Source organism: Aliamphritea ceti, assembly GCF_024347215.1.
Lineage (GTDB): Bacteria > Pseudomonadota > Gammaproteobacteria > Pseudomonadales > Balneatricaceae > Amphritea > Amphritea ceti.
Genome location: NZ_AP025282.1, coordinates 4,864,585 through 4,877,540, shown reverse-complemented (window position 1 = coordinate 4,877,540; position 12,956 = coordinate 4,864,585). Strand labels below are relative to the sequence as shown.

The following is a 12,956-nucleotide window of genomic DNA, read 5'->3' as shown; positions in this document are numbered from 1 at the left end:
TAGTTGTTGGCTTTGAGCGGGCTGGAAGCCCCTTAACCAGTGTTTAACCTTTGGTTGTCGATACTGTGCGGGTATCACGAAACAGAGGGTGAGTTATGCGTATTCTAATAACCGGCGGTACATCCGGTATAGGCCAGCAACTGGCAATGAAACTGTCAGCTGGAGGGCATTATATTGATGTGATTGGTGGTACGAATCAGGTTAAAGGTATGAACCTGGTTGCGCTGAGTCAGGGGCGCATTAACTATTACCCTGCTGATCTTGGCAATATAGGTGATGTGAAACGGGTGGCTGCAGAATACCTGGCAGAGCATAATTCGCTGGATTGTCTGGTGTTGAATGCCGGGGTGTATCAACGTGAACCTGTTGTGGATGACTTGGGTGTGGATAAAGCTTTCGTCGTCAATTACCTGCATCGTTTCATGCTACTGCTTTTGCTACGCCCTTTATTACTTAATGCAGAGGATGCCAGGGTGCTGATAAATGGCAGTTTGAATGTTGGTGGCTTGGATCTGGATGAGCAGGTTTTTGGCCGGCAGTATAGCGGTATGAAAGGTATGAACGAGGCATTCAAAGCTAATGCACTTATGGCTTACTGGCTGAATCATCAATGCGCTTATGGCATAGATATTGATGCGATTAATCCGGGGTTTGTGAACACAAAGATGGCCCGAAAAGGTAATTGGCTGATGCGTTTAATGAGGGACTGGTTTGCTATATCGCCGGCGCAGGCAGCAGATAAAATGCATCAGCTGCTGCTAACTTCGCGATTGTCGTTTGGCGGTAGCTATTTTAACGGCCTTCGGGATATCGGTTATCGTCGCAGCGTGACCAAACAACAGCATGATTTTGAGAATCTGTGGCAACAAAGCCTGCGGTTGGCAAATATGCAGCAACCATATTGGGCGGGGCTGCCTTCAGTTGAAAATAGTGCCGGGCAAAAAAAACTCGTTATTGGCTGAAACAGGCACTGTTGTGAGTGTGCCTCCGGATCATTTGCCGCGCTGAAAAGTAACCGTCGTTTCTAAACATCAGCATATAGCTGGCCCGGTTACCTGGAGTGTCCGAACAGCTATTTTACATCTGCTTTACTTCATACTTGCTATGCTGCATGCAGAATTAGTCAGTCGGTAAATTCAAGTGGAAAATATCAGTGTACTTTTAGTGGAAGATAACCCTGATCTGGCCGGATCATTGGCGGATTATCTTTCCGAGACAGGCTTTGAAGTGGATTTTGCGTTCAACGGTCAGAGCTGTCTTGAGTTGCTGAAAGAGGATAATAGTTATCAGGCGATCATCATGGATATCATGATGCCGGTAAAAGATGGCCTGACTACCTGTCGTGAGCTGCGTGAAAGTTACCACATAAATACGCCTGTACTGTTTCTTACCGCAAGGGACAGCCTTGAAGATAAACTGACGGGTTTTGCCAGTGGCGGCGATGATTATGTCGTAAAGCCTTTTGCACCGGAAGAGATCGCCGTGCGTCTGAGGGCTTTGTTGAAGCGGCAGCTGGTTGAGTCGGGTGGCGTACAGCAGTACGCAGATCTACGGGTGGATTATCGCCTGCGTGAGGTTAACCGCCAGGGGCAGAGTATCCATCTCTATGAATTACAGTTTCGCTTGCTGGCTTTATTACTGCGGATGGCACCGGAGCCGGTCAGCAAGATGCAGCTGGAAGCTGAGCTTTGGCCGGAAGGGCCTCCGGGGAGTGATCCGCTACGGATTCACATCTATAACCTGCGCAAAGTGTTAGATGAGCCTTTCCAGCATCAGCTGATCAAAACTGTACATGGCAGGGGGTATCGAATTGCTATCCCTGAATAAGTCATTTTTTCGCCGCGTAACGCTGATCTTGATGACGTTTATTGTGCTGCTAACCGGCCTTTATACTCTGATTGTTTCAGTAGTGGTGGGTACTACTGAAGACTACATCTTACAGGCGTACCTGCAGAACGAACGGCAATCCTTTATCAGTCAGTATCAGCTGGATGCCTCAACACCGTTACCATCCAGCAGTTATTTGCAGGTGTTTCGGGCTGGAGACATAAGCTTGCCGACGGCTGTCAGTATGCTATCTGAAGGCAATTATGAGCTGAATGAAAGGGAAGGAGTACATGTTCTGGTAACAGATTTACCGGATGGCGACCGATTGTATTTTCTGCTCGAAGAACGGCGCTTTAGCCTTGCGACTGAGTTTGAATCGAGGATGAAATCAGCTCTCTGGTTAGTGGCTTTTTGTATGACAGTTGTTGGGCTTTTACTGGCGATCTGGATCGCCAGAATGATCAGTCGCCCAGTACTCCTGCTGGCATCTGAATTACAGGGAGACTTACCGGATGAACGCTCATTTCACGGTGCAAACCGACAGGATGAAATAGGACTGTTAAGCCGGGTGTTGAGTGACCTTGTAAAAAGGCTTACCCGTTCTTTACAGACCGAAAAAGCTTTTACCCGGCATACCAGTCATGAGTTGCGGACGCCTCTGGGCATTATCCGGAACTCTCTGGCGGTGCTGAAGTTACCAGGCTGTTCTGCTGAAAAGCAGCTGCGCAGCGTGCAGCGTATAGAGCGGGCCTGTGAACAGTCAGAGCGTATAACCAATGCATTTTTATTGCTGGGTAACAGTCAGCAGCGGTTGGAGTGTGAAGTTGTTGATCTGAACAAATGCCTGAGATTAATGCTGGAGGAATATCAGCCATTAGCTCTGAGTCGTGGTATTGATTACAGGATTTCCGGTGGCGCGAGCATAATTGCTCCCCCGGCGTTGTTGAATGTATTACTGGAAAACCTGCTGCGCAATGCATTGAATTATGGCGAGGACTTTCTGCAGATACAGCTGTCCGGACATCGGTTACAAATGCTTAATCCGGTGAGTACGGCGATGTCTGAACAGGACAGCTATGGATACGGGTTAGAGATTGTTTGCCGGATTTGTGAACGCTGTAACTGGCAATTAAGCAGCGGATATCAGCAACAGTCTTTCTGTGTTGATATTCAGTTTACGCCTCCTTAGAAACCTGTCCGAACTACCTTTCTGAGCGTGCGATAAGCACTTCTGATTTTCGAACTTTAAAAGCAATTAACTTTACAACTTGAATGACAAGAGGCTTTGCTATGTCTGAAATACGTCAAAACTTACAAGAACATGATCAATATTCCGTATTAGTGAAGGTTATTCACTGGCTTATGGCATTTGGTTTTTTGCTTATGTGGTCCAGTGGCTATCTGATGCATGGCTTTTTTGCTGAAGACTCAGCCGGTGAAGAGTTTATTTTCGGGATGCATATCTCGACAGGGGTATTGCTGGCGATGTTGTTAATTATCCGCATTGCTGCCCGTTTACTGATTAAGCCGCCGGCGCTGCCAGAAGGGTTTACGCTGCTGGAAAAACGCGCTGCACATGCGGGGCATTTAGCTCTGTATGTCCTGCCGGCTGTGATCATTACATTAGGCTGGGCTGAGACAGATTTTGGCGGTCACGGAGTTACTCTTTTTGGTATCCCTATGCCTAAACTGTTTCCGACAATGGATACCTGGATGGGGGTTAAGCTGGAAGATTTTACCTCAGAATATCATGAACTTCTGGCCTGGACTTTGTTAGCGGTCGTTGTATTACATGTGGCTGCTGTCATTAAACATCGTAAGGCAGGTCATGATGTGATGCACCGGATGGGTCTTGGTAAATAACGGGAAGACTGGAAAGCGGTTGTGTCTTCAGTTCGACAATGGATAATTGCATTTTTTACTGCTGGAATTATCTGTTTATGCGCTTGCTTCGTTCAGCTCCAAAACCGGAAGCACTTACTGATGACGGTCGTTTGTTTATGCGCCGTGCAGCCCGGGGCATTATTCTTCAGGGCGATAATATTTTGTTGCTGTATACCGCCCGTTATGATGATTACTCATTGCCAGGCGGTGGGGTTGATGAAGGGGAAGACAGTATTCAGGGACTGATTCGTGAGTTACGTGAAGAAACCGGAGCGACCAGCGTGACCAATATTCAGGCCTATGGTCAGTACGATGAATACCGTCCCTGGCATAAGCCTGGTTTTGACTGGGTACTGATGCGTTCACTCTGTTATCGCTGTGAGTTAGTTGGCGAACTGGGCGAGCCTCAGCTTGAAGCGCATGAGCTACAAAACGGCATGCATCCGGTATGGATGAATATTTATGAAGCAATCCGGCATAACGAAGCAATTATAGCCGGGAGTGATAAGAAGGGATTGTCGATCGATCGGGAAACTTTCTTACTGCGTCTGATTGTTTCTGAGTTACTTAGCTGAGCTTGTGAGCGAATAAAAAAGGCTGTGCGGATTAACCGGGCAGCCTTTTTTGTTTTTAGATTCTGACTCATCGATTTAACCGAAGATCAGTTCCGGTAACCAAAGTGCGATTTGTGGGAAGGTGACTACCAGTGCCAGACCAATGATCTGCAGGAATACGAAAGGAATCGCAGCCTTATACAGGTCATAAATGGTAACGCTGGGCGGTGCAACCGATCGCATATAGAACAGATTGTAGCCAAAGGGCGGTGTAAGGTAAGCGGATTGCATGCTGATGATAAACAGCACGGCGAACCAGACAGTATCAAAGCCCAGACTATCAACGATAGGTACGAATAACGGTACTGTAATGAAGACAATGGCGAAGTCGTCCAGGAACATACCTAACAGGAAGTAACAGGCCAGCATGGCGACAATTACCCAGTAAGCAGATAGTTCGGCGTCTTCGATGAACTCTTCCAACACCATACCGGCACCCAGGCCAATATACACTTTACTGAAGAATACAGCGGCCAGAGTAATCCAGAGCAGCATCCCCATCAGCTTAGTGGTGCTGATTAGTACATCTTTCATGACTTCTTTAGTCAGGTTTCGGTACAGCGCAGCACAGATGATTGAACCGACAGCACCGACAGCAGATGCTTCTGATGGTGAAGTGATACCGAAAATAATGAAGCTAAGTACAGTTGCGATCAGTGAGCCTGGCAGAACCAGAGCTTTCAGTGCTATCAGTTTACCTTTCAGATCGACGCGGTCTGCTTCATCAATTGGCGGTGCCAGTGATGGATTCATTTTGGCACGGATATAGACATATAGAATGTAAATACCTGCCAACATCAGACCAGGCATAAGGCCAGCAGCGAATAGCTTGCCAACAGATTCCCGTGCCAGGAAGGCGTAGATGATCATTAATACGCTTGGCGGAATCAGAAAGCCCAGCGCGCCGCCGGCCATAATGGTGCCGGTTGCAAGTTTCTTATCGTAGCCACGTTTAAGCATGGCTGGCAGGGCAATAATACCCAGGCTGACGGTTGCCGCACCAGAAACACCGGCCATCGCTGCTATCAGGGCGCAGACAATAATTGTCCCCATGCCCAAACCGCCAGGCGTGCCGCCCATCAGCTTGTTAATCATGTCGAAGAGTTCGTCGGTGATGCCGGAACGTTGCAGCATCAGACCCATGAAGATAAACATCGGTAAAGCGACGAGCAGAAAGTTGTCCATGGAGGCGAAGGTGCTGATAGCCAGCAATTCAAGGCCGGCAGGCCCCCACAGGAAATAGGCAGAACCAACACCGACGGTCAGTAGTGACCAGGTCAGTGGTGCGCCGAGAATCAACATCAGCAGCATGCAGCCGAACATGCCCCCGGTGACTACTAAAGGATCGAGATCTAACACCGTTAGTTTCCTTTATTAAATTATTTTATTCGGAAGTAGCGGTCGGTTGCGACGGCTTATCCATGTTCAGGGCAACGCGCAGATCACGGATAAAGTGAGCCAGGCTCTGTAACCACATCAGGCCAACAGCCAGAGGTAATACAGATTTAAACGGGTAAATCGGTGGTGCCCATGTGCTTTTCGATGACAGCTCGCCACTGCGCCATGAATCGGCAGCAAATTCGAACGCCACATTAAAGAACACGGCAAAGATAACCAGTCCGATACCACCGGTGATGACATCGAGTATTGCTCTGCCACGGGGTGAAAACAGATGGTAGATAGCTTCACTGCGTACATGGCCGTGATGCTTGTGGGTATACACACCGGCCAGAATACAGAAAGTACCGTATAGCATGGTGGTGGTTTCGTGTGCCCATGAGGTTGGGCTGTTAAACAGATATCGCGCGGTGATCTCGTATACGAGAACGCCCATCATGGCAAGGCACATCCATGAGATGGCCTTGCCGATGAATTCGGATATCCCGTCTTGGAGGTCAAGTAAGCGAGATATCCCGGCCATTACGCTCTCCCGGTCGCTTTAGCAGCGGCTTCAAGGATCTTGATGGCTTTAGCGTTTCGCTCAGACTTAGCGGCTTCTTCTTCCCAGATAACCCGGGCAGCAGTCCGCAGACGCTGAGAATCTTCTTCGCTCAGGCTGTTGTATTCGAACAGACCTTCAGTACCGGCTTCTATAGAACCGCTAACCATCCAGGTGTGCATCTTACGCGCGTGTTTCGCGTATGCCATTTCGATGATGCGCTGATGCTCAGGAGACATTCCATCCCACTTCGCTTTGTTGATCAGCATGTCATCGGTGTAACCTGGGTTAACCATGTTCAGGAAGGTGTAGTACTTAGCAGATTCAAACAGTTTCAGTGCTTTGTACTCGTTAGTACCTGCATAGATTACGCCGTCGATAGTACCGGTAGACAGACCCAGGTACAGTTCGCCACCTGGCAGGTATACCGTAGGAATATCAAATTTTTCCAGAACCTTTGCGATACTTGGTGTCGCACGGATCTTCATGGTTTTCAGATCTTCCAGGCTCTTAACCGGTTTAGTGGTCAGAAGGTCGAATGGACCGCCCATGATTGGGCCCAGGTAATGAATACCTTTCTCTGCGTATGCTTCACGGATCAGATCGATCAGACCTTTAGATTCCATTACATACTGAGCTTCGTCGTAGTCAGTCCATGCGCCTGGCAGACCGGCTTCAATGGATGCGATATCCAGCTGGCCAGGCCAGTAACCGGAGTAACCCTGACACATGTCGATGGTGCCTTTACCAACTGCCTGCATCATATCGGCATTAGGTACCAGCTCACTGCCGCGGAAACGCTTAACCCGCAGTGTTTTGCTAGAGGAGGTTTTGATGTCGTCGATGAATTCGTCGTGAATTTCGTCAGACTCAGTGCCCCAGTAAGTTTGCATACGCAGGCGTACTGTTGCTGCTTCAGCTGTCGTTGCCGTCATTGCCAGAGGGGCTGCTGCGATACCGGCAGCAGCTGCTTTTAGCATATTTCTTCTTTTCATAGTTATCCCTAATCTCACGCTTGGCTGTTGATGGAATATAGTCCGCTACCGCCACTCTGACAAAAATCAGAGAGTGGATATTTCATGGTGCATTAACACTGTTAAATGACAGGATGATTACCGGGGCGATAGCCTGATTAAAAATTATATATAGCAGCTCCTGCGCTTGTCTGTACCTGTTTGCGACGTAACCATGAACAGAACCGCAACTGCCAGCGTGTATATTGATCTTAATCAACGATGCTTACAGTACTACTTTAGGTAAAGCAGAAAAATAGCCCAAAAAGGCTAGTCAAAATGGATTTTTGGCTGCATTAAATAAGACGTTTTTCCCAGTGTATACAGCATATTATTCAGTGGTTTCTGGAGAGAAGGAAGAAAAATATTTTTTTAAGTGTAAAAAATAATGCACAAAAAGGCTTTTCTGGTCGTTTTGACCATGCTTTTTCTATTCACTAGACGGAAGAAATAAAAATTGGGGAGTGTCTGGGCGCATCAGCAAATCTAAGAATGATTCGCTGATGCTACGGAATATGACATTATTTAGCCACAGATAATGGCTTTAGTTTCCATATATTCATCCATGCCGTGTTCACCCCATTCACGGCCATTACCCGACTGCTTATAACCACCGAAGGGTGCATCCATGGAAAAATACGCGCCTTGTATATAGCACTGACCTGCCTGTAAACGTCGGGCAATTGGAATCGCACTGGCGGCGTCCTTAGCATAGACGCCGGAAGACAATCCATAAGGCGTGTCGTTGGCAATCTCGATTGCTTCTTCTGTATCTGAATAAGGAATCATACACAGAACCGGTCCGAAAATTTCTTCCCGGGCAATGCGCATATGGTTATGAACATCAGCAAAAATTGTGGGTTGAACGAATGCCCCGTCACGTATAGATTCAGGCAGACTTTCCGGTGCGCCCGGGCCACCTATCACAAGCCGCGCACCTTCTTCTAATCCTAAGCGGATATAGTTTTCAACGGTTTCTTTTTGTCGGTGTGAGGCCATAGGGCCCATGGTTGTCGCGTCGTCATCCGGATCGCCAACAACCTGCTCAGCGGCAATTTCAGCCGCCAGTGCGACAGCTTCTTCGTAGCGACTCTGAGGAACCAGCATGCGGGTTAGTGCGTTACAGGTTTGGCCTGTGTTGCCCATAACGTCCTCGACGCCATAGCGGACAGCTGCAGCGAGGTCTGCCTCTTCGGTAATGATGTATGCAGACTTGCCGCCCAGTTCCTGGCATACGCGTTTAACGCCGGGTGCTGCGGCAGCAGCTACCTGAATGCCAGCCCGGGTCGAGCCGGTAAAAGAAACCATGTCGACTTCAGGGTGACTGGACATGACCGGACCTATTTCCGTGCCCATACCTGATACAAGATTAAATACACCTGCCGGGAGGCCTACCTTATGGAAGATCTCTGCCATGAGGAAATCCAGTTCAGGGGTCTGTTCAGCAGGTTTTGCGATGATCGTACAACCAGCCGCGAGAGCGGGTGCTACTTTGCCGATCAGCTGATGCAGAGGGTAGTTCCATGGATTGATAAAGGCGCAGACACCGACAGGTTCTTTCAATAGCAGGACATTATTACGTTCTTCTACAGATTCCATTTTGTAGGCCAGGTCAGCATAAAACTCCATTGCCTCTATAGGCGCGTCGACATGGAATGCACCGGTCATATGGCGTGGACAGCCCATTGATTTTACATGCGCGTCTACCAGCTCGTCGTAACGGTTGCGCATTTCGGTGGCAATCTTACGCATCAGGTCAGCACGGATACTGGCCAGTGACGCGGCCCAGGCCGGTAATGCCTGTCGGGCAGCCTGGACAGCCAGTTCTATATCATCGCTGTTGCCCTGTGGCACACGCAGAAAAACCTGATTATTACTTGGATTAATGACATCGATGAAGCTGTCACTGGCGGATGCTTGCCAGTGTCCGTTGATATAAAGGTTGTCGAGGGTTTTCATAGGCCTGCCTGCAGTCTGAGAAAGCGGATGTAAGCGTATCTGACGCTACTGAGTATAGAAGGTCAAACGCCAGTCAAAGTGACTGGCGTTAATGGGGTGCGTCTGTTAGTAATCCTGACGGCCCGGAATAACGACTTCATAGCCCGGCTCTTCCGGCTCATCGTCGAGCATTTCATCGGGGAAGTTATGCCCCAGTACCTGTACATCACAGGCTTCTTCCATACGGCGAATAATATTAGGTGAAAATTCACGTGGTCCGTAACGGTCCTGGCCATCTTTGAATATTTCTACCATCAGTGGGGCAATCTCCAGAGGCATACCTTTGCGCTTGGTGACTTCATCAAAGATACCTACGTCTTTTAAGACCAGGTCCATAGTGAAGCTGATATCGCGGCTGCCGTTAAGGATGACCTGAGATTCTGTTTCATGTACGAAGGAGTTGCCCGAAGATGCTTTAATGGCCTCATATGCAACGTTCATATCCATTCCCAGCACTTTAGATGCAGTCAGTGCTTCAGCCAGGGCGGCGAGATGTACGGTACACAGATAGTTAGTCACGACTTTAAGAATAGACGCGGAGCCCAGTGCGCCAGTGTGGATGATACGACGGCCCATGGTCGTGAGGATTGGCAGTGCCTGGTCAAAGGCTTCCCGGCTACAGCCAGCGAAAATGGAAATGTTGCCAGTGCCGGCACGGTGACAGCCACCGGATACTGGGCAGTCGACCGGCATTGCATTTTTGGCTTCAACTAATTCAGCGATGCGACGGACTTCGGCTTCGTCAGTGGTGCTCATTTCCATCCAGATTTTGCCGGCAGATAAGCCTGCAATGACACCGTCGTCGGCTTCCATAACCTGAGAACATGCAGCAGGAGAGGGCAGGCAGGTAATGATCACATCACACTTCTCGGCCATTTCTTTCGGTGAGCTGGCGCTGCTGGCACCACGGGATACGAAATCATCAACAAATTCCTGATTAAGATCCCGGACGGTTAAATCTTTACCGTTACGTAATAAGCTACCCGCAAGTTTGCCGCCGACGTTACCCAGTCCGATAAATCCGATTTTCATGTGTCACCCTCACTGATTTTTATTGTCTGTTGCGCTGTTTTCAATTGCTCTTAAAGGTATGAGCTGGAGTGATTGGTAACAATTGATCTTTTTTTACATGATTGGTAAATAAAATCTTCCAATTGTCTGACTGGTAAGTTAAATATTGCAGTAATACTTGAATTCCCGGACATTCTTGATGGCTATCGATTTACGTAAATTGCCGCCTTTAAAAGCATTAAAAGGTTTTGAAGCTGCTGCTCGTTTACAGAGTGTGCGCGGCGCGGCCGAGGAGCTGAATCTGACGCATCCGGCTATCAGTCATCAGATTCATACGCTGGAAGCAGATCTCGGTGTAAAGCTATTTGCCCGTCAGGGACGTAATGTTGTGCTCACGGAAGCTGGTGAGGCTTTGTACCCTAGCGTTAGAGCTGCGTTGGAATTACTGATCAAAGGTGCTGAAGCAGTAAAAGCTCAGAATGCTAACCCCGCGTTACGCTTGCAAGCTTATATAACCTTGTCGATTCGCTGGTTGGCAAGCCGTTTGAGTGACTTTCGCGCTCAGCACCCGGATATTGAGATTAACTTACGGGCAAATAATTCTGCCTGGGAATTTGATGAAGCTAATACCGATATTGGCCTTATTTACAGCCGCACAAAGATGCCGGCGCATGTGCATTGGATAGAACTGTTTCCATCCCGGGTTTATCCGGTATGTTCTCCGCAACTGGTAAAGGAAGCCGAGTGCCCGTTGAGTGTACAGCAGCTGGAAAACTATCCGTTGTTGATGGTCTCCACAGAAAAGGGTTACTGGGGCTGGGATGAATGGTTTGTATCACTGGGCGCTGACGAGCAGTTGCGACAAAGCCCCGTAGTTGTTGATACGTTGGCTGTTGCGCTGGAGATGGCGATAGCCGGACAGGGAATTGCGTTGGTGAATGGACCTGTCGCAGAGGATGCACTGGCGGCAGGTCAGTTAATACGGCCTGTGGCTGAATATACCGCCGGGAATGGCGAATGGGGCATTGCAGTGCCTAAGGCTTTACTGAATGATACACGGGTAATTACCTTTATAGACTGGCTTAAACAGCAAGCCAGCGGCGCTTAAACAGACAACTTGTATAACATCAGTAAGATAATTACTGGCAAGGAACATTTATATGGAACAGCAGGATAAGGTCGAAACACTACTGGCACAGGCCGGTCATTACCTGGACAAGAAAACCGGAGCTGTAGTACCGCCGATTCAGCCTTCGACTACCTTCGCCCGCGATGAACAGGGAGAACTGTACGACAGTAGCCGTATTTATGCCCGGGATCAGAGCGTTAATGCTGAGATGGCTGAAGCAGTGCTGTGTAAGCTGGAAAATGGCGCAGCCTGTAAAATGTTTGCCTCAGGCATGGCAGCAGCTACTGCACTGGTTCAGACGTTACGTCCAGGTGACCGTATTATTGCGCCTAAAGTGATGTACTGGTCGTTGCGCGGCTGGTTGATTACTTTCTGCGAAGACTGGGGGATTCAGCTGGATTTCTATGATGTCGGTGATATGCAAAATCTGGCGGATGTTATTCAGGCTGCACCGGTGCAACTGGTCTGGGCTGAAACACCTGCGAATCCTACCTGGGAAGTGGTGGATATCGCTCAGGCTGCTGATTTAGCTCATCAGGCTGGCGCTCAGCTGGTTGTTGATTCTACTGTTGCAACGCCGTTACTCAGCCAGCCGATAGCACTGGGTGCTGATTATGTGTTCCATTCAGCGACTAAGTACATTAATGGCCATAGTGATGTGGTTGCCGGGGCGTTAATTTGTGCCCGTGAAGATGATCGCTGGCAGAAAGCTGCGTTAATCCGGGCGCAGCATGGTGGTATTTTAGGGCCATTTGAAAGTTGGCTGCTGTTACGTGGGATGCGCACTATGCATGTACGGGTTGAGCGTGCCTGCGAAAATGCGATGGCGTTTGCACGTCATTTTGAAGGCTATCCGGGGGTCAAAGCGGTGATGTATCCGGGCCTGGAAAGTCATCCACAGCACACAATAGCTGCGGCGCAGATGCAAGGTGGTTTTGGCGGTATGTTATCCGTTCGGTTCGACGGCGGGCGGGAAAAGACTGCACGTATTATGGGTAGCCTGAAGCATTTTGTTCGTGCCACCTCTCTGGGCGGTGTCGAAAGTCTTGTTGAGCACCGGGCACTGATTGAAGGTGAGACGAGTCCTGTGCCGGATGACTTACTACGTTTCTCCATCGGTATTGAAAATATTCATGACCTTATTGCCGATCTTGAGCAGGCTATATCCTCATAAGGTTTTGATTTTAAATATTAAAACAAAACAACTCAAACGTATCCGTCCGGCAGAAGAGCGTCGTAATTGTATTAAAACATGGCGATATTCAACGTGTTTATGGCGATTATGAACAATCTTCTGGCGGTCTGCTTTGCTACCGTGATTTTCGGCGCATTTGTTGACCGGCTATTTCGCGATGTTTGAACAGGCATTTTCTGCTTTAACAGATTAAATGTTGGCATATTCAGCGGATAGTTACTCAACTGTCCCTTTTTGAACGCAAATGATCCATTTTCTGTATCGCATATCGAGTGGTTACGCAGCCGGGTACTGCTGTTTCTCTTCAGAGGAACATCAGCCGTCTGCTTTCACTCCGATGGGTGCC

General features: G+C 48.7%; 12 protein-coding genes. 7 read left to right on the top strand and 5 right to left on the bottom strand.

Translation table 11 applies throughout. The annotated features are described in order from the left end of the window. Positions 1–95 precede the first annotated feature (95 nt). The 5 genes from OCU49_RS22125 (at position 96) to OCU49_RS22105 (ending at position 4,286) form a co-directional block, all read left to right on the top strand. Positions 96–962, top strand: coding sequence for an SDR family NAD(P)-dependent oxidoreductase (locus OCU49_RS22125; RefSeq protein WP_261842681.1), 867 nt, complete (start codon positions 96–98; stop codon positions 960–962). A 178-nt stretch (positions 963–1,140) separates the two neighbouring features. Next, entirely contained in the window at positions 1,141–1,827 is a 687-nt protein-coding gene (locus tag OCU49_RS22120) for a response regulator transcription factor (protein WP_261842680.1), read from the top strand. Next, on the top strand, positions 1,793–3,016 hold the full coding sequence (locus OCU49_RS22115; protein WP_261842679.1) for a sensor histidine kinase: 1,224 nt from the start codon (positions 1,793–1,795) through the stop codon (positions 3,014–3,016). The genes OCU49_RS22120 and OCU49_RS22115 overlap by 35 nt, the downstream gene beginning before the upstream one ends. A 101-nt stretch (positions 3,017–3,117) precedes the next feature. After that, on the top strand, positions 3,118–3,690 hold the full coding sequence (locus OCU49_RS22110; protein ID WP_261842678.1) for a cytochrome b: 573 nt from the start codon (positions 3,118–3,120) through the stop codon (positions 3,688–3,690). Positions 3,691–3,767: 77 nt separating this feature from the next. Then, on the top strand, positions 3,768–4,286 hold the full coding sequence (locus OCU49_RS22105) for an NUDIX hydrolase (RefSeq protein WP_261842677.1): 519 nt from the start codon (positions 3,768–3,770) through the stop codon (positions 4,284–4,286). A 75-nt stretch (positions 4,287–4,361) separates the two neighbouring features. Here OCU49_RS22105 and OCU49_RS22100 read toward each other — a convergent pair whose 3' ends face one another. From OCU49_RS22100 to OCU49_RS22080, 5 genes are all read right to left on the bottom strand, one after another. Continuing rightward, positions 4,362–5,684: a TRAP transporter large permease gene (locus OCU49_RS22100; protein ID WP_261842676.1), complete on the bottom strand. Its 1,323-nt coding sequence runs from the start codon at positions 5,682–5,684 to the stop codon at positions 4,362–4,364. Positions 5,685–5,709: 25 nt separating this feature from the next. Next, positions 5,710–6,246, bottom strand: coding sequence for a TRAP transporter small permease subunit (locus OCU49_RS22095; protein ID WP_261842675.1), 537 nt, complete (start codon positions 6,244–6,246; stop codon positions 5,710–5,712). Next, complete coding sequence (dctP, locus tag OCU49_RS22090; protein WP_261842674.1) at positions 6,246–7,259, bottom strand: TRAP transporter substrate-binding protein DctP; 1,014 nt, start codon at positions 7,257–7,259, stop codon at positions 6,246–6,248. The genes OCU49_RS22095 and dctP overlap by 1 nt, the downstream gene beginning before the upstream one ends. A 543-nt stretch (positions 7,260–7,802) precedes the next feature. Next, positions 7,803–9,236, bottom strand: a complete 1,434-nt coding sequence (locus OCU49_RS22085; protein ID WP_261842673.1) for an aldehyde dehydrogenase family protein — start codon at positions 9,234–9,236, stop codon at positions 7,803–7,805. Positions 9,237–9,341: 105 nt separating this feature from the next. Continuing rightward, the gene (locus tag OCU49_RS22080; protein ID WP_261842672.1) at positions 9,342–10,307 is read right to left on the bottom strand and encodes an NAD(P)-dependent oxidoreductase; all 966 of its coding nucleotides are present in this window, start codon (positions 10,305–10,307) and stop codon (positions 9,342–9,344) included. A 178-nt stretch (positions 10,308–10,485) separates the two neighbouring features. On the opposite strand from OCU49_RS22080, the gene OCU49_RS22075 reads away from it, so the two are divergent. Together OCU49_RS22075 and OCU49_RS22070 are read left to right on the top strand one after the other, a co-directional pair. Beyond that, positions 10,486–11,394 (top strand): LysR substrate-binding domain-containing protein, encoded by a 909-nt coding sequence (locus OCU49_RS22075; RefSeq protein WP_261842671.1) that lies wholly within the window; start codon positions 10,486–10,488, stop codon positions 11,392–11,394. 52 nt (positions 11,395–11,446) lie between these two features. Then, positions 11,447–12,589, top strand: a complete 1,143-nt coding sequence (locus tag OCU49_RS22070; protein ID WP_261842670.1) for a trans-sulfuration enzyme family protein — start codon at positions 11,447–11,449, stop codon at positions 12,587–12,589. Positions 12,590–12,956 lie beyond the last annotated feature (367 nt).

Bases quoted from the DNA above. Each gene is read 5' to 3' on its own strand.
- OCU49_RS22085 (WP_261842673.1), bottom strand. From the start codon at position 9,236: ATGAAAACCCTCGACAACCTTTATATCAACGGACACTGGCAAGCATCC.
- OCU49_RS22105 (WP_261842677.1), top strand. From the start codon at position 3,768: ATGCGCTTGCTTCGTTCAGCTCCAAAACCGGAAGCACTTACTGATGAC.
- OCU49_RS22095 (WP_261842675.1), bottom strand. From the start codon at position 6,246: ATGGCCGGGATATCTCGCTTACTTGACCTCCAAGACGGGATATCCGAA.
- OCU49_RS22070 (WP_261842670.1), top strand. From the start codon at position 11,447: ATGGAACAGCAGGATAAGGTCGAAACACTACTGGCACAGGCCGGTCAT.
- OCU49_RS22125 (WP_261842681.1), top strand. From the start codon at position 96: ATGCGTATTCTAATAACCGGCGGTACATCCGGTATAGGCCAGCAACTG.
- OCU49_RS22110 (WP_261842678.1), top strand. From the start codon at position 3,118: ATGTCTGAAATACGTCAAAACTTACAAGAACATGATCAATATTCCGTA.
- OCU49_RS22115 (WP_261842679.1), top strand. From the start codon at position 1,793: ATGGCAGGGGGTATCGAATTGCTATCCCTGAATAAGTCATTTTTTCGC.
- dctP (WP_261842674.1), bottom strand. From the start codon at position 7,259: ATGAAAAGAAGAAATATGCTAAAAGCAGCTGCTGCCGGTATCGCAGCA.
- OCU49_RS22075 (WP_261842671.1), top strand. From the start codon at position 10,486: ATGGCTATCGATTTACGTAAATTGCCGCCTTTAAAAGCATTAAAAGGT.
- OCU49_RS22080 (WP_261842672.1), bottom strand. From the start codon at position 10,307: ATGAAAATCGGATTTATCGGACTGGGTAACGTCGGCGGCAAACTTGCG.